We start from the raw sequence: 17,212 nt of genomic DNA, 5'->3' as shown, positions 1-17,212 counted from the left end.
CACTTTAAGGAGATATCCGCTATAAGGTTCCCTAATCTAGGGACCATGCATGTCTGCAGTCAGCAATCCCAAACGGACTCCACTGTTCCGCCTGATCACCATCGCCAGCTCGGGCATGGGCAGTTTCATCCTTGGACTGTGGGGGCTGCGGTTCGGCTTCGGCGATGGCATGGCCGGCATGCCGGCCGAAACGATGGCGGGCGTCATCGCCGCGCTCTGCGCGCTTGCCGCCGGCGGTGCCGCGCTCTCGTTCTTCGCCGGCGTCGATGAATCCGTGGCCTATGTCGTCAAGGAAACCCATTTCGACAAGCTGACCGGCCTTCTGTCGCGCCAGGCCATGGTCGGCAAGATAGCCGATGCCGCCTCCGGGACGATCCGGACCGGCGAGCCGGTGTTCCTGATCGACATCGATATCGACCGCTTCAAGCAGATCAACGACGCCATCGGCTACAGCCAGGGCGACGAACTGATCCGCGCCTTCACCGACAGGCTGAAGGAGAACATGCCAAAGGATGCGGTGATCGGGCGCATCGGCGCCGGCGAATTCGGCGTGCTTTTGCCTGATCGCGACATCAAGGGCTCGATCGAGCGGCTGATCGAGAAGCTCATCAACGAGATGATGGAGCCCTATCAGTTGCAGAGCCATCTGCAGTCGGTCAGCCTGTCGGTCGGCATCGTGGCGATGCCGAAGGACGGCGTCGACCCGGTTCTGATCCTGCGCCGCTCGAACCTGGCGCTGCAGAACGCGCGCGCCAGCGGCGTCGGCAACTGGTCCGTCTTCCACGCCGACATGGGCCGCGTGGCCGACTACCGGCAATGGATCGAGTCGGAGCTGAAGACCGCTTTCGACCGCGGTGACTTCAGTCTGCACTATCAGCCGCAGCTCAACCTGCCGAGCGGCCGCATCGTCGGTTATGAGGCGCTGATCCGCTGGAAGCACCCGGAGCGCGGCATGATCCCGCCGATGGAGTTCATCCCGATCGCCGAGGAAACCGGCATGATCAATCCGATCGGCGAATGGGTGCTGCGCAAGGCCTGCAGCGACGCCCGGTACCTGCCGCAGGATTGCTTTGTCGCCGTCAATATCTCGCCGGTCCAGTTCATGACCAGGGATTTCGTCGGCATCGTGCGCGAGGTGATGGAATCGACCGGCATCAAGCCGTCGCGGCTCGAGCTCGAAGTCACCGAGACGGCGATGATGCAGGATCGCGACCGCGCCGCAGCGATCCTGGAGCAGCTTGCCGAGATGGGGATTTCGGTGGCCGTCGACGATTTCGGCACCGGCTATTCCAATCTGAGCTACCTGATCGACTTCTCCTTCGGCAAGCTGAAGATCGACCGTTCCTTCGTCAGCCGCATCGATACCGATTCCAACTCCGGCGCGATCGTCTCGACCATCGTCGGGCTGTCGCGGGCGCTGGGCGTCGGCATCATCGCCGAAGGCGTCGAGACCGAGAACCAGGCCACGCTGCTCAGGGCCGCCGGCTGCGAGGTGGTGCAGGGTTATCTGTTCGGCCGGCCGGCACCGCTCAAGATCGAGCTCGGCGAAGCGCAGGCCGCCTTCTGCATGCACGAGCCCGCCCGCATCGTGAGCGTGCAGTAAGTAACACTGACTGCACCTACGCCGCCGCCGACGGGAAAGCAGCCTCACTTCTACCGCCGCGCCGAGAACACCTTGAATATACCGTCGCGAGCGATCTCGGCATGGCTGGAGAACGTGGCGGCCAGAACCTGTTCGTAAGGGAGCTGGCGGTTGGCGACCATGAACAAGCGTCCGCCCGGCTTCAGTGCCTTCGACGCAGCGCGGATCATGCCGGCGCCGATCTCCGGCTCGGCTGCCCGGCCGTGATGAAAGGGCGGGTTCATGACAATCACGTCATAGCGCCGTTCGACCGCCTCGGTGAGAAGATCGGTCCAGAAGAAGCGCGGCTCGACGGCACTATGGACATTCAGCCTGGCTGCTTCCAACGCTTCGAAGTCCGCTTCGTAGAGATCGAGCGCTGAGAGACGCTGCGAGCGCTGCACGACCTCCGCCGAAAGATAGCCCCACCCGGCGCAGAAATCAGCGATGCTGCCTTTGAGATCGTCAGGCAGGCTTGTGGCGAGCAATTTCGAACCGGCATCGACCCGATCAAAAGAGAACATGCCAGGCGCGGTTTTGAAGCCGCCTTCGACGATCAAATCGGGGTTGCCGGCGCGCAACGTCGCGGCCGTCTCCGTGTCGGCTCGCCGGAACCAGAAGGCAATACCGTGATGCTTCGGCAGATGGCCTTCGAGCGGTGCCAGCGCGTTGATCCGCTTGCGCAGGCTGTCGACGCCATCGTCCTTGCGGCCCGCGACAACGATCAGCCCGGCCGGTACGACGCGCTCGATGGCTTCGGCAATGCGCAACTCATTTTGCCCGCGATGCCGGCCGGCGAGCACGAGAGCCATGTCGTAGCCCTGGCCTTCCGCCCGCGGCGCCACATCATGGCCCGACGCCTGCAAGGCGCGAAAATGCGGCCGGAAGCCTTGCACGAGATGCAGCGCCGCATCGAAGCCGATAGGCAGACGGAAGCCAGGCTCGGCGCCGAGAAAAAGGACGCGGGCATCCTTCCGGGGCAGAGGCAGCGCCTCGGCCTCGAACGGGTAGAACAGCGTCTTCAGCGGCTCCGCGGCCATTCGCATAGTTCCTTCAAACAAAACGGGCGCGACCTCGCGGCGCGCCCATCTTGAATTTATCCGGCCTGGTATTACCCTGTCAGGCCGATCAGGCGGCGTCTTCCTCGCCTTCCGGCTTCTTCTTGTCCTGGGCGATTTCCTTGCCGGTCGCCTGGTCGACGACCTTCATCGACAGGCGGACCTTGCCGCGCTCGTCGAAGCCCATCAGCTTGACCCAGACCTTATCGCCTTCCTTGACGACGTCGGAGGTCTTGGCGACGCGCTCATTGGCGAGCTGCGAGATGTGGACGAGACCGTCGCGCGGGCCGAAGAAGTTGACGAAAGCGCCGAAGTCGGCCGTCTTGACGACGGTGCCTTCGTAGATCTCACCGACTTCCGGCTCGGCGACGATGGTGTGGATCCACTTCTTCGCCGCCTCGATTTCCTTGGCGTTCGCCGAAGCGATCTTGACCGTGCCGTCGTCCTCGATGTTGATCTTGGCGCCGGTCTTCTCGACGATCTCGCGGATCACCTTGCCGCCGGAGCCGATGACGTCGCGGATCTTGTCGGTCGGGATGTGCATGACCTCGATGCGCGGCGCGAACTCGCCGAGCTCGGCGCGGGCGCCGGACAGCGCATGCGCCATCTCGCCGAGGATATGGAGGCGGCCGTCCTTGGCCTGGCCAAGCGCGATGCCCATGATCTCCTCGGTGATGCCCTCGATCTTGATGTCCATCTGCAGTGAGGTGACGCCGTTGGCGGTGCCGGCGACCTTGAAGTCCATATCGCCGAGATGGTCCTCGTCGCCGAGGATGTCGGAGAGCACCGCGAAGCGCTCGCCTTCCTTGATCAGGCCCATGGCGATGCCGGCAACCGGCTTTGCCAGCGGCACGCCGGCATCCATCAGCGCCAGCGAAGTGCCGCAGACGGTCGCCATCGAGGACGAGCCGTTGGACTCGGTGATCTCGGAGACGACACGCAGCGTATAGGGGAACTGGTCCGCGCTCGGCAGCATCGGGCGGATGGCGCGCCAGGCGAGCTTGCCGTGGCCGATTTCGCGGCGGCCGGGCGAGCCCATGCGGCCGGTCTCACCGACGGAGTAGGGCGGGAAGTTGTAGTGAAGGAGGAACTTCTCCTTGTACATGCCGGTCAGCGAATCGACATACTGCTCGTCCTCGCCGGTGCCGAGCGTGGCAACGACCAGCGCCTGGGTCTCGCCGCGGGTGAACAGCGCCGAACCATGGGTGCGCGCCAGGACGCCGACTTCCGAGACGATCTTGCGGACCGTCTTGAGGTCGCGGCCGTCGATGCGCGAGCCGGTGTCGAGAATGTTCCAGCGCACGACCTTGGCCTGGAGTTCCTTGAACACCGAGCCGATCTGCTCGGAGGTGTGTTTGGCCTCTTCGCCTTCGGCCGGCGCGAACGCGGCCTTGACCTTCGCCTTGACGGCGTCGACGGCGGCGTAGCGCTTCTGCTTGTCGGTGATCTTGTAGGCTTCGCGAAGCTCGTCGCCGACGACCTTCAGCATCTCGGCCTCGAGCGCGGAGTAATCCGGCGCCGTGAAGTCGCGCGGTTCCTTGGCGGCAACCTCGGCCAGCTTGATGATCGCATCGATCACCGGCTGGAAGCTCCTGTGGCCGAACATGACGGCGCCGAGCATCAGGTCCTCGGAGAGTTCCTTGGCCTCGGATTCGACCATCAGCACGGCGTCGCCGGTGCCGGCGACAACGAGGTCGAGCTTGGATTCCTGCATCTCGTCGATGTGCGGGTTGAGCACATATTCGCCGTTGATGTAGCCGACGCGGGCGCCGCCGATCGGGCCCATGAAGGGCACGCCCGAAAGCGTGAGCGCGGCGGAGGTAGCGACGATCGACAGGATATCCGGATCGTTTTCGAGATCATGCTGAACGACGGTGACGACGATCTGGGTGTCGTTCTTGTAGCCGTCGGCGAAAAGCGGGCGGATCGGGCGGTCGATCAGGCGGGAAACCAGCGTTTCCTTTTCGCTCGGACGGCCCTCGCGCTTGAAGTAGCCGCCCGGGATCTTGCCGGCGGCGTAGGTCTTTTCCTGATAGTTGACGGTAAGCGGGAAGAAATCGAGGCCCGGCTTCGGCTCTTTCATCGAGACGACGGTGGCGAGAACAACGGTCTCACCATACGTGGCGAGCACCGCACCGTCAGCCTGGCGGGCGATCTTGCCGGTTTCCAGGATGAGCGGACGGCCGCCCCATTCGATTTCCACTTTGTGTTGATTGAACATATCTTGTCCTTCATATGCGGAAAGGGCCGCACCGTCTTAACGGTCGCGGGTTCTCCCTTTTCCTGGCTTCCTTCGGGCAGCCACGGGCAAGACAACGGGAAGCTCGATCAAGTCCGGCTCTCAGCCGAGCGAGCATCCTGCAATCCTGCCCCATGACCGTCCATGGGCGGTTCCGGATAGCCCTCTGCAAGTCCGGAACCCGATTGGCCGATTGATCGGCCGGCCTTGCGCATGACGCCGGAAACCGCTGTTTCCGGAACGCGCCATGCGCGGAGGGGAATTTCCTTTTTCCAGCATCGAGGCACCGGACCATCCGATGCGCCAATGCGCGACCGGCGGGCCCCCTTGGAGAGCCCGCCGGTCAATTCGTCAGCGACGGAGACCGAGCTTGTCGATCAGCGTCTGGTAGCGCGCGTCATCCTTGCGCTTGAGATAGTCAAGCAGGCTGCGGCGCTGGGAGACCAGAGCAAGCAGGCCACGACGGGAATGGTTATCCTTCTTGTGGTCCTTGAAGTGCTCGGTCAGGTTCTTGATGCGCTCGGAAAGGATGGCAACCTGGACTTCCGGAGACCCGGTATCGCCCTTGGCGGTTGCGAATTCAGTCATCAATTCCATCTTGCGATCGGCAGTGATCGACATCGTGCTTTTCCTTATCTGTTGGAGGAAACGGGACGCCCACAGCCGGGATGTCGTCCAGCAGGGGCCAGTACAAGCAACGCGTCAGGGCGCGAAGCTGCGGCGCATATAGTGCAATTCCGGATAAAACGCCAGCCCAATTGTCAAGCCGGCTTGTCACAGGTTCTGGTTGTGAGAACTGCGGAACTCAAAGGCTACAGCCACTTCTTCCACTTGAAGAACGCAATCAAGCCGGCGGCGACCAGCACCATGAACACCAGCGCCACCGGATAGCCGTAATAGGCTTTCAGCTCCGGCATGTTCCAGGGCGAGCTCTGCGGATCGAAATTCATCCCCCAGACGCCGACCAGGAAGGTCAGCGGCATGAAGATCACCGAAACGATCGTCAGATAGGAAATGACGTCGTTGGTGCGGGCCTGGGTCAGCGAGACATGCATCTCGATCAGGCCGGTCAGCATGTCGCGCTGGTTCTCGACCAGTTCGATCAGGCGCAGCGAATGGTCGAGCGTGTCATTGAAGAAGATCTTGGTCTCGGCCTTCACGAAGGGCACGTCGTTGCGGATCAGCGTCGCCAGCGCGTCGCGCATCGGCCACAGCACGCCTTTCAGCACGTTGGCGTCGCGCCTGAGTTCATGCAGCTGCCGCATCTGATGCTTGTGCGGCTTGTTCAGCATCTCGTCCTCGATGCCGTCGACCGCTTCGCTCGCCGCCTCGATCGGCGGGAAGTAGCTGTCGACGATGGCGTCGATCAGCGCATAGCCAAGATAGTCGGCGCCGCGCGAACGGAGCCTGTTCGGCATCGCCCCCGCAATGCGCTTGCGCACCGGATCGAAGGGATCGCCCTCGCGTTCCTGGAAGGTGACGACGAAATTCCTGCCGAAGAACAGCGCGATCTGCTCGTAGCGATGCGAGGTGACATCGTCGACCATGCGCATGACGACGAAGGCATGATCCTCGAAGAAATCCACCTTGGGCCGCTGGCCGGTGTTGACGACATCCTCGAGCGCCAGCGGGTGCAGGTTGAAGATGCGACCGATCTCCTCGATCAACGGAATGTTGGCAAGTCCCGTGCAATCCAGCCAGACGACCGGCCATCTCTCGCAGTGGGTGTTGAGATCGTCGATGCTGGCGTTGTCGATGGTCTTGTATTTTTCGGGCGAGATCAGCGTCAGCCGAAGCTCGCTGCGCCGCGCCGCCGGATCGGCGATAAGCGTGCCCGGCGATGCCCCGACCGGTGGCCGACGGGTTTTCAGCGATTCCCGCTTCTTGTTTGCATTGGTCTTTGCCATGATTCCTCGGGCCATGATTCCTCGGGGCCGTGATTTCCTCAGGCGCGAACCCGACCCGAAGTTAGCTGAGTGCAATCACCCGGCAAAGACCCGCTTGGGCTTGAACATGCCCTGCTCGATGGCGCCTATGGCGACGAGCCTGCCGCGCGCGGTGGCGCAGGCCTCCTCGGCCTCGACCGGCGCATCGCGGCCGCGAATGATGACGGGATTGCCAAGCCGGATCTTCGTTGCCGCGTCGTCGCTGACCGCGACCTGCGGCAGGCAGTCGAGCGCGACCGCGGTGTCGACAAGGAGCGCGTCGATGGCATTGAAATCGACGGGCGCCTCGGCTTCGTCCGGGGCCGCTTCGGTCTTGCCGCCAAAACGGGCCGCTTCCAGCTTGGCCATGGTGACAAAATCATCGGGCGTGAACGGCTCGACCTCGACGCGGCGCAGTTCGGCAATGTGGCCGAAACAGCCGAGGTCGCGGCCCATGTCGCGCGCCAGCGAGCGCACATAGGTGCCCTTGCCGCATTCGACCTCGAAAACAGTCTTGTCGGCACCGTGCTCGACGATGTCCAGGCGACCGATCTCGATCTCGCGCGCGGGGATGTCGACCGTCCCGCCTTCGCGGGCAAGATCATAGGCGCGCTCGCCGGCGATCTTGATGGCCGAGAATTGCGGCGGCGTCTGCATGATGACGCCCGTGTATTTCGGCAGCAGCGCCCTCACATCGGCCTCGGCCGGGCGGCGGTCGGAGATGTTCGTCACCGGGCCTTCGAGGTCGTCAGTCGAGCGCTCCTCGCCCCAGGCGACGGTGAAGCGGTAGATCTTGGCGCCGTCCTGCACGTAAGGAACGGTCTTGGTGGCTTCGCCCAAGGCGATCGGCAACATGCCGGAGGCGAGCGGATCGAGCGTGCCGGCATGGCCGGCCTTCTCGGCCTGGAACAGCCATTTGATCTTGGCGACGGCTTCGGTCGAGCCCATGCCGACCGGCTTGTCCAGCACCACCCAGCCGGAAACCGGCCGCCCCTTCTTCTTGCCGCGACGCGCCACCTATTCCTCGTCCTTGTCGTTATTCTTGCCGTAACCGAGATCGCGCGCGACTTCGGGCGATTTCAGCAGTTCGTTGATTTTCGCGAAATTGTCGAAGGAGGTATCCAGCCGGAAGCGGAATTCCGGCATGTATTTCATCTGCCTGAGCGCGCCGGAAACACGGCCGCGGATGAACTTCGCATGCTTGTTAAGCGCCTCGATCACGGCATCGGCATCGCCCGCGCCGAGCGGCGAGACGAAAGCGGTGGCGATCTTCAGGTCGGGCGACATGCGCACTTCGGAGACCGAGACGACGCTGTTTTCGACGACCGGATCGATGATCTCGCCGCGCTGCAAGGTCTCGGAGAGGGCATGACGCACCTGTTCGCCGACGCGAAGCATGCGCTGGGAGGGGCCTGATGTTGTCGAGCGGGGCATTTTCTTCGGTCCTGAAATCGTGAAGCGCGGGATGGGACCGCGCCACATGTCTCAACTGCAAAAGGGGTCTGGGCGGCAGCCATTCGGCCGCCGCCCGTTTTCATTTCGGCAAGTATACCGAATTTAGAGCGTCCTGGTTACCATCTCGATGCGGAAGCACTCGATGACGTCGCCGACGCGCATGTCCTCGTAGTTCTGGAAGGCCATGCCGCACTCCTGGCCGCCCGGCACTTCCGAAACCTCGTCCTTGAAGCGCTTCAGCGTCTTCAGCGTGCCTTCGTGGATGACGACATTGTCGCGGATCAGGCGAACACCCGCGCCACGCTCGACCTTGCCTTCGGTGACGCGGCAGCCGGCGATCTTGCCGATCTTGGAGATGTCGAAGATCTCGAGGATCTCGGCATTGCCGATAAAGGTCTCGCGCCGTTCCGGCGACAGCATACCGGAAAGCGCTGCCTTCACGTCATCGACGAGGTTGTAGATGATCGAATAGTAGCGGATCTCAATGCCAGCCGCGGCCGCGGCCGCACGCGCCTGCGCATTGGCGCGGACGTTGAAGCCGATGATCGCCGCTCCGGACGTCTCGGCGAGCGAGACGTCGCTTTCGGTGATGCCGCCGGCACCGGCATGGACGATGCGCGCGCGCACCTCGTCGTTGCCGAGCTTTTCGAGGGCGGCATTGATCGCCTCGATCGAACCCTGTACGTCGCCCTTGATGACCAGCGGGAATTCCTTCAGTCCGCTCGTCTGCAACTGCGACATCATCTGCTCGAGCGAGCCGCGCTGGCCGGCATGCTTGGCCACCGCCTTGTCGCGCGCCAGGCGCTGGCGGTATTCGGTGATCTCACGGGCGCGCGCCTCATTGTTGACGATAGCGAAGCGGTCGCCCGCCTGCGGCGTGCCCTGGAGGCCAAGCACCTCGACCGGCATCGCCGGCGGCGCTTCCGGCACATGCTCGCCGCGATCGTCGACGAGCGCGCGCACACGGCCCCACTCGTTGCCGGCGACGATGATGTCGCCCGGCATCAGCGTGCCGGTCTGCACCAGCACGGTGGCGACGGGACCGCGTCCCTTGTCCAGCTGCGCCTCGATGACCGCGCCCTCGGCGGTACGGTCGGGATTGGCCTTGAGGTCGAGCACTTCGGACTGCAGCAGGATCGCTTCCAAGAGCTTGTCGAGATTGGTGCCCTTGGTGGCCGAAACCTCGACGTCCAGCACCTCACCGCCCATCGATTCCACGAACACTTCGTGTCGCAGCAGTTCGGTTCGTACCTTCTGCGGGTCGGCATCACGCTTGTCGATCTTGTTGATGGCCACGATGATCGGCACGCCGGCCGCCTTGGCGTGGCTGATCGATTCGATCGTCTGCGGCATCACGCTGTCGTCGGCCGCCACCACCAGCACGGCGATGTCGGTGACCTGCGCGCCACGCGCGCGCATCGCCGTGAAGGCGGCATGGCCGGGCGTGTCGATGAAGGTGATCTTCTGGCCGTTCTTCTCGATCTGGTAGGCGCCGATATGCTGGGTGATGCCGCCGGCCTCGCCGGAGACGACATTGGCATTGCGGATGGCATCGAGCAACGAGGTCTTGCCGTGATCGACATGGCCCATGATGGTCACGACCGGCGGACGCGACACCAGGTCTTCCGGGCGGTCGGCGATGTTGAACAGGCCTTCCTCGATGTCGGACTCGGCGACGCGGCGGACCGTGTGGCCGAATTCGGAGGCGACCAGCTCGGCCGTGTCGGCGTCGATGACGTCGCCCGGCTTCAGGATCTGGCCCTGCTTCATGAAGAACTTGACCACGTCCACGGCGCGCTCGGACATGCGCTGCGCCAGTTCCTGAATGGTGATGGTTTCGGGCAGGATCACTTCGCGCATGACTTTCTCGCGCGGCTCATTATGCATCGCGCGCTTGAATTTCTCCTGGCGACGACGCATCGACGACAGCGAACGGGCGCGCGCATCCTCACCCGACAGCGCCGAGTTCAGCGTCAGCTTGCCGCGACGGCGGTCTTCCTCGCCCTTGGTTGGCTTGGCCGGCCGCGCCACTTCGGGCGTGGCAATGCGGCGCGCTGGCGCACTAGCGCCGGCGCCGGTACGCCTCGGCTTGACCCCCTCGTCATCGTCGGCAGTGGCGACATCGGCTGCCAGCGGCGCGCGACGGCGAGCCTCTTCCTCGGCACGGCGGCGGGACTCGGCCTCGGCCTGCAGGCGGGCTTCTTCCTCGGCCTGACGGCGCGCAGATTCGTCACGCTCGCGCTTGCGGCGTTCTTCGTCCTCGGCGCGGCGCTTGCCCTCTTCCTGAGCGCGCTGGCGATCCTCGGCCTCGCGGGCCTTGGAGCCTTCCAGCGCCTTGCGGCGCGCTTCCATCTCGCCGCGCGAGAGTTCGTTCAGAACCATGCCGGAACGCTCCGGCGGCGGGGGCGGCGCCTTCGGCGCTTCCTGCACGACAGGCGCGGCGGCAACAGGGGCAGCGGCGGGCTTCGACGTGAAGACGGACGGTGCCACCGGTTCCGGCTTGTCGCCGGGCAGCGAGAACTTGCGCTTCTTGGTCTCGACCACGACCGACTTGGTGCGGCCATGCGAGAAATTCTGGCGCACCGTGCCCTGCTCGAGGCCGGGACGCTTCATCGTCAAGGTCTTCTTCGGCGTAACGCTCAACGTCTTGTCGTCGCCCGATTTCGTATCGTTCATTCCATATCCTCTGCGGCATCATCTTCGTCAGCAACGGCCGCAAGCATTGCCAGATCGTTCGGGGTACCGCCCCGATATCGGTCGAGCGCAACAACGCGCTTCTCAACCGCCTGTCCCGCGTCCTGCGCGAGGACGGCAGCATGTATCACATTTGTACCCCCCAATGCCAAGCTCAACTCGGCCTCGGAGAAAAGTTTGTAGGCAAGGATGGCAGGGCCGCCGAGATGGACGGTTGCCCGCCGCGCCTGGCTGATCTTGCGGATACCGTCGTCCGCAGCCTCAGCCGCATGCAGCACGAGGAGCGCCTGCCCGTCGCGCACCGCACCCTCGACCTTGGCGGCGCCGAGAACGACTGCGCCTGCCTTGCGAGCAAGGCCAAGCATGCCCAGAGCGGATCTGGAGAGCAGCCCTTCGACCATGCCGCCGAGATCGGCTGGAACGGTCACCTGTGCCTTGAAAGCACGGGCAAACAGGTTCTTCGCCGCTGCCTTCTCGATATGTAGGCGATCGGCGGTGACCCAGCAACCGCGGCCGGGCAGATTTCTCTTGATGTCCGGAACGACGGCCGAATCCGGGCCGACGACGAAGCGGATCAGTTCATCCGCTTCGGCCTGCCTGCGCGTAACAATGCAAGTGCGATCGTTCATCTCGTCCTGGGGCGGGTTGTGTGCGATGCGGTTTCACCTCACGCACCAACAGCTTCGTCAGCCGCGACTTGGTCGGCTGCAAGCTCGTCTTCGCTGATCCAGCCAGCCTTGAGGCGGGCTGCCAGAACCATCTGCTCGGCATCGGCGCGCGACACGCCGTGGCTGGCGAGCACGCCCGGATAGACCTTGGTCTCGCCGTCCTTGCGTTCCTTCCAGCCGGTCAGGTCGTCGGCGGCATAGCCGGCGAAGTCCTCGATCGTCTTCACGCCGTCCTCGCCGAGCGTCACCATCATGGCGGTGGTGACGCCGGGGATATCGCGCAGCTCGTCCGCAACGCCGAGCGCCTTGCGCTTCTCGTCGTGCTCGGCCTCGATCTTTTCCAGATATTCGCGCGCGCGGGTCTGGATTTCCGAGGCGGTGTCCTCGTCGAAGCCATCGATCGAGGCGATCTCGCCTGAATCCACATAGGCGACTTCCTCGACGCTGGTGAAGCCTTCCGAGGCGAGCACCTGGCCGACCATCTCGTCGACGTCGAGGGCTTCCATGAACAACGCCGAACGCTCGACGAATTCCTTCTGGCGGCGCTCGCTCTCTTCCTGTTCGGTCAGGATGTCGATATCCCAGCCGGTGAGCTGCGAGGCAAGCCGCACATTCTGGCCGCGACGGCCGATGGCCAGAGACAGCTGGTCGTCCGGCACCACCACTTCGATGCGCTCGGCATCCTCGTCGAGCACCACCTTGGCGACCTCGGCCGGCTGCAGCGCGTTGACGATGAAGGAAGCGGCCGAAGGCGACCACGGGATGATGTCGATCTTCTCGCCCTGCAACTCGCCGACCACCGCCTGGACGCGGCTGCCTCGCATGCCGACGCAGGCGCCGACCGGATCGATCGAGGAATCGCGCGAGATGACGGCGATCTTGGCGCGCGAGCCCGGATCGCGGGCGACCGACTTGATCTCGATGATGCCGTCGTAAATCTCCGGCACTTCCATGGTGAACAGCTTGGCCATGAACTGCGGATGCGTGCGCGACAGGAAGATCTGCGGACCGCGCTGCTCGCGGCGCACGTCATAGACGTAGGCCCGCACGCGATCGCCATATTTGTAGTTCTCGCGCGGGATCAGCTCGTCGCGGCGGATGATCGCCTCGCCGCGGCCGAGATCGACGATGACGTTGCCATATTCGACACGCTTGACGGTGCCGTTGACGATCTCGCCGATGCGGTCCTTGTATTCGTCATACTGGCGGTCGCGCTCGGCCTCGCGCACCTTCTGCACGATGACCTGCTTGGCCGACTGGGCGGCGATGCGGCCGAAATCCATCGGCGGCAGCTGCTCGGCGATGAAGTCGCCGACCTGGGCGTCCGGGTTGCGCTCGCGGGCCGTGGAAAGCGCGATCTGCGTCGCGTAGTCCTCGACCTTCTCGACCACTTCCATCAGCCGCTGCAGCTTCATCTCGCCGGTGTTCGGGTTGATGTCGGCACGAATGTTAGTTTCCTGGCCGTAGCGCGAGCGCGCCGCCTTCTGGATCGCATCGGCCATGGCGGCGATGACGATCGACTTGTCGATCGACTTTTCACGCGCGACCGCATCGGCGATCTGCAGCAGTTCAAGCCTGTTGGCGCTTACAACCATTGTCTTTCTCCCGATTTCGCGCCGGCATATGGCCCGGCTACTCAATCAACTTTCCTGTTCGGTTTCGTTTTCCTCGCCGGCGGCGTCTTCCGCTTCGCCGCGGCGCTTCTTGGCTTCCTTGCGGGTCCGGTTGTCCTTCGACAGGGCATCGCGGATGAGATCGTCGGTCAGCATCAGCCGGGCTTCGGCAATCGCGTCATAAGGCACGCGCACCGTCGGCTCTTCGCCATAGGCCGCCTTGTCGCGCTCGACCAGGATGCCATCGGCGTCGGCCTCGGCGATCTTGCCCTTGAAGCGCTTGCGATCGCTGACAAGAACCGACGTTTCCAGCTTGACCAGATGGCCGGTCCAGGTGGCGAAATCCGACTTGCGCACCAGCGGCCGGTCGATGCCGGGCGACGAGACTTCGAGATGATACGCCTTTTCGATCGGATCATCGACATCGAGGGCCGGCGACACCGCGCGGCTGACCTCCTCGCAATCCTCGACGGTCATGGTGCCGTCTTCGCGTTCGGCCATGATCTGCAGCGTCAGCCCGTTCTGGCCGGTCAACTGCACTCGCACCAGGCGGAAGCCGATCGCCTTGAGCACCGGCTGTACGATCAGCGCAATGCGCGCATCGATGCCGCTTTCGCGGACGATACGGTCGTCGGCCTCGCTTGCCGCTGCAGTCATCAGATCCCTGTCGCTTTTTGGGTTCCGGCCGGCAGCTAACAAAAAAGAGCGGGACCGGGTGGACCCACTCTTCGTCATACCGACCAAGAATTTGAGGCTGATATAGACGATCCGGGGCTGCGTTTCAAGCCTGACGGCAAAGCGCGTTCGGTGGTGTGACCCAGGATGCGGGATCCTCGACCCGTCGCGACTTCGCTGAACGCGGCGCCTCGATCCTACTTCCGGGCTTCCACGAGCGACGCGGCAATTGCCGCAATCGAACGGAACAAGACGCGCGGATCGTCCTTCGTTGGGAGAAATCCCCGCCGCTGCCAGAATTGCGCCGCGTCCTCATCGATTGCATTGACCATGAGCGCGCGGCCTCCAATCAGTTCCGCGGCCTGAACGCAGCGCTGAAGGGCATGCTTCACCAGGCCCGTGCCGATGCCGCGCCCGGTCCATCCGGTATCTGTCGCAAGCTGGCCGAGGAGGAGACAGGGCACCGGATCTGGCGGCTGCCCTGGGCGGATCGATCGGGGCAAGATCGACGGCACGACAGCCGTCGGTGCCAGACCGTAGTATCCGACCACGAGGCTGGCTTCATGGACAACGAGAACAGCGGTAAAGCCCTTCTCCTGATTGGAGAGCGCGCGCGTTTTCAGCCAGTGATCAAGCGTAGGTTTCCCGCAGGAAAATCCGGAAGCGTCATGGGCTGCGGTAAGCGGTTCGGGAGCCGATAAGGCCACGGCTTAGCGCTTCGCTGTATAACCAGCCTCCCAGGGTGCGGGCCGCTTTGCTAATTCCACCATATCGGGAACCGGAGCGACCGGGGCCGCTAGAACCTCCATAAACTCCGCAAAGCCTTCCGGACTCATGCGGAAAAGACGGTTATCCATCAATACATCCTCGGCCGCGCGCACGGCGGCATCGCGCACGAAGTCCGTGCGGGACCGGCCACGGAGAGCGGCGGCACGATCAATCATCGCCACGTCCGCTTCCGGCAAGCGCATCGAGATCGGGTATTCCTTGCGTTCGGCGGCGGCGGCCACGATTGACTCCTTGCCGGCAATATATCGCCTGTAGCGTTAAATGCAATACAGCACAGCGCGCCTAACTCCCCTAAAGCGCGTCGCCCGAATCCGTTTCAGCGCCACGCGCTTCAAGGCGTGCGGGCTTTAGCCTCGGCCTCGGATTATTTCCGGATAAAGGTCAAATAAGCAGGCCGCCGTCCCTCGCGGATGGCCTTGGCCTCGTAGCGGGTGCCGGGCCAGCCCTCATAGGGCCGCTGCCAGCCGGCAGCGTCCTCGGCCTGCCATGCGAAGGCGCTGTGATCGCGGCAGGCAAGCAGCGTCCAGTTCACATAGCTGTCGATGTCGGAGGCGAAGCGGAACCTGCCGCCCGCTTTCAGCACCCGGGCAAATCGGCCGAGATTGGCGACGCTGACGAAGCGCCGCTTCCAATGCTTCTTCTTCGGCCACGGGTCGGGATAGAGCAGGTCGATACCGTCGAGCGAGCCTGACGGCAGCCAGTCGAGCAGGCGCGTGGCGTCGTCGTCATAGACCCTCAGATTGGCAAGCGGCGCCTTGCCAAGCGCCGTCATCATCTTGGCCATGCCGTTGACGAAAGGCTCGACGCCGATGAAGCCGATTGCCGGCGATTCGGTGGCGCGATGCAGCAGATGCTCGCCGCCGCCGAAGCCGATTTCCAGCTGGAGCGCCGAAACATCCGTCTTGAACAGGCTCCTGAGATCGACCGGCGCTTCTGCCGTCAGGTCGACCCGGTATTCGCGCAGACCGTTTTCAAGGGCGACCGCCTGCTGCGGGCGTATAGTCTTGCCGTGCCGGCGGCCGAAAAATCCTTCGGTCGCGCGGCTCGGCCTGTCGTTTGGCTCCATGGATGGGCTTGGCGAGGCCGTCAGGCGGCTATCGCATCGGCAACCGCGTCCTTGAGGGCCTTGGCGAGGTCGGTCTTCTCCCATGAGAAGGAACCGTCGCGGCCGGCCTTGCGGCCGAAATGGCCGTAGGACGAGGTTTTTGCGTAGATCGGCTTGTTGAGGTCGAGATGACGGCGGATGCCCGACGGCGACAGGTCCATCACCTTGCGCAGCGCATCCTCGAGCTTCGATTCGTCCACCTTGCCGGTGCCGTGCAGGTCGACATAGACCGACAGCGGCTGGGCGACGCCGATGGCGTACGACAGCTGGATGGTGCAGCGGTCCGCAAGCTTGGCCGCCACCACGTTCTTTGCAAGGTAGCGCGCCGCATAAGCCGCCGAACGGTCGACCTTGGTAGTGTCCTTGCCGGAGAAGGCGCCGCCGCCGTGGGGTGCCGCGCCGCCATAGGTGTCGACGATGATCTTGCGGCCGGTGAGGCCGGCATCGCCGTCAGGCCCACCGATGACGAACTTGCCGGTCGGGTTGATGTACCAGTTGCAGTCCTCGGCGATCTTGAGATCGCCAAACGCCTCACGGATGTAGGGCTCGACGACCTTGCGTACCTTCTTGGAGTCCCAGCTCGCATCGAGATGCTGGGTGGAGAGCACGATCTGCGTGACTTCCGCGGCCTTGCCGTCGGCATAGCGCACGGTGACCTGGCTCTTGGCATCCGGGCCAAGCCTGCCGGCCTCGCCATTGCCTTCATGGCGCGCCGCGGCCAGCAATTCAAGAATCTTGTGGCTGTAATAGATCGGCGCCGGCATCAGGTCGGGCGTCTCGCGGCAGGCATAACCGAACATGATGCCCTGGTCGCCGGCACCTTCCTCGCCCTGGCGATCGGCGGCATTGTCGACGCCCTGGCCGATATCCGGCGACTGGCCGTGCAGCAGCACGTCGATCTTGGCGGTCTTCCAATGGAAGCCGGACTGCTCGTAGCCGATCTCGCGGATCGCCTTGCGGGCAACCGACTTGAACTTGGCGGGGTTGACCACAGGGTGGCCGGAGGCATCCATCAAGACGTTGCCCGCCTTGTCCTTCTTCAAAAGCGTGTCGGGGACGCGGACCTCGCCGGCGATGACGACGCGGTTGGTGGTGGCCAGCGTTTCGCAGGCGACGCGAACCTTCCACGGGTCCATACCCGTCTTCTTGGCTTCGCGATAGACCAGATCGACGATCTCGTCGGAGATGCGGTCACAGACTTTGTCGGGATGGCCCTCGGAGACGGATTCCGAGGTGAAGAGATAATTCTGCCGCGTCACGGGTGTCCCCTCTTGAAAAAGATCGGCAGGCTGCCGATTTTGGCGCGCCACGTGTTAGCGGTGCCGGGCGCCGCTCGTCAAGCGGCGCGACGGATCTGGCATGAATGTAGG

15 protein-coding genes are annotated in these 17,212 nt (G+C 63.9%); 1 reads left to right on the top strand and 14 read right to left on the bottom strand.

What is annotated here, in order from left to right; translation table 11 throughout:
- The first annotated feature begins 49 nt into the window (after positions 1-49).
- Entirely contained in the window at positions 50-1,603 is a 1,554-nt protein-coding gene (locus RFM68_RS16580; RefSeq protein WP_320234050.1) for a putative bifunctional diguanylate cyclase/phosphodiesterase, read from the top strand.
- Positions 1,604-1,653: 50 nt separating this feature from the next.
- Here the strand turns inward: RFM68_RS16580 and RFM68_RS16575 are convergent, their stop codons facing one another.
- From RFM68_RS16575 to metK, 14 genes are all read right to left on the bottom strand, one after another.
- Positions 1,654-2,661 (bottom strand): class I SAM-dependent methyltransferase, encoded by a 1,008-nt coding sequence (locus tag RFM68_RS16575; RefSeq protein WP_320234049.1) that lies wholly within the window; start codon positions 2,659-2,661, stop codon positions 1,654-1,656.
- Positions 2,662-2,749: 88 nt separating this feature from the next.
- Positions 2,750-4,900: a polyribonucleotide nucleotidyltransferase gene (gene pnp, locus RFM68_RS16570; protein WP_320234048.1), complete on the bottom strand. Its 2,151-nt coding sequence runs from the start codon at positions 4,898-4,900 to the stop codon at positions 2,750-2,752.
- Positions 4,901-5,269: 369 nt separating this feature from the next.
- On the bottom strand, positions 5,270-5,539 hold the full coding sequence (gene rpsO / locus RFM68_RS16565) for a 30S ribosomal protein S15 (RefSeq protein WP_430694868.1): 270 nt from the start codon (positions 5,537-5,539) through the stop codon (positions 5,270-5,272).
- 191 nt (positions 5,540-5,730) lie between these two features.
- Complete coding sequence (gene corA, locus RFM68_RS16560; protein ID WP_320234047.1) at positions 5,731-6,825, bottom strand: magnesium/cobalt transporter CorA; 1,095 nt, start codon at positions 6,823-6,825, stop codon at positions 5,731-5,733.
- A 75-nt stretch (positions 6,826-6,900) separates the two neighbouring features.
- Positions 6,901-7,860, bottom strand: a complete 960-nt coding sequence (truB, locus tag RFM68_RS16555; protein ID WP_320234046.1) for a tRNA pseudouridine(55) synthase TruB — start codon at positions 7,858-7,860, stop codon at positions 6,901-6,903.
- Complete coding sequence (rbfA, locus tag RFM68_RS16550; RefSeq protein WP_320234045.1) at positions 7,861-8,277, bottom strand: 30S ribosome-binding factor RbfA; 417 nt, start codon at positions 8,275-8,277, stop codon at positions 7,861-7,863. It lies immediately after the preceding gene.
- 123 nt (positions 8,278-8,400) lie between these two features.
- Positions 8,401-10,974 (bottom strand): translation initiation factor IF-2, encoded by a 2,574-nt coding sequence (gene infB / locus RFM68_RS16545; RefSeq protein ID WP_320234044.1) that lies wholly within the window; start codon positions 10,972-10,974, stop codon positions 8,401-8,403.
- Positions 10,971-11,621, bottom strand: coding sequence for an RNA-binding protein (locus RFM68_RS16540; RefSeq protein ID WP_320234043.1), 651 nt, complete (start codon positions 11,619-11,621; stop codon positions 10,971-10,973). The genes infB and RFM68_RS16540 overlap by 4 nt, the downstream gene beginning before the upstream one ends.
- A 38-nt stretch (positions 11,622-11,659) precedes the next feature.
- Positions 11,660-13,255 carry a transcription termination factor NusA gene (gene nusA, locus RFM68_RS16535; RefSeq protein WP_320234042.1) on the bottom strand — a complete coding sequence of 532 codons (1,596 nt, stop codon included), beginning with the start codon at positions 13,253-13,255 and terminating at the stop codon, positions 11,660-11,662.
- A 45-nt stretch (positions 13,256-13,300) separates the two neighbouring features.
- The gene (gene rimP / locus RFM68_RS16530; RefSeq protein ID WP_320234041.1) at positions 13,301-13,930 is read right to left on the bottom strand and encodes a ribosome maturation factor RimP; all 630 of its coding nucleotides are present in this window, start codon (positions 13,928-13,930) and stop codon (positions 13,301-13,303) included.
- Between the two features lie 215 nt (positions 13,931-14,145).
- A complete protein-coding gene (locus tag RFM68_RS16525; protein WP_320234040.1) occupies positions 14,146-14,655 on the bottom strand; it encodes a GNAT family N-acetyltransferase in 510 nt (169 codons plus the stop codon).
- 3 nt (positions 14,656-14,658) lie between these two features.
- A complete protein-coding gene (locus tag RFM68_RS16520) occupies positions 14,659-14,958 on the bottom strand; it encodes a type II toxin-antitoxin system TacA family antitoxin (protein ID WP_320234039.1) in 300 nt (99 codons plus the stop codon).
- 143 nt (positions 14,959-15,101) lie between these two features.
- A complete protein-coding gene (gene trmB / locus RFM68_RS16515) occupies positions 15,102-15,803 on the bottom strand; it encodes a tRNA (guanine(46)-N(7))-methyltransferase TrmB (RefSeq protein WP_320234038.1) in 702 nt (233 codons plus the stop codon).
- A gap of 20 nt (positions 15,804-15,823) precedes the next feature.
- Positions 15,824-17,101, bottom strand: a complete 1,278-nt coding sequence (gene metK, locus RFM68_RS16510) for a methionine adenosyltransferase (protein ID WP_320234037.1) — start codon at positions 17,099-17,101, stop codon at positions 15,824-15,826.
- Positions 17,102-17,212 lie beyond the last annotated feature (111 nt).

It is taken from the genome of Mesorhizobium montanum, from assembly GCF_033977145.1.
Lineage (GTDB): Bacteria > Pseudomonadota > Alphaproteobacteria > Rhizobiales > Rhizobiaceae > Mesorhizobium > Mesorhizobium montanum.
This window is presented reverse-complemented; position numbering and strand designations above follow the sequence as displayed.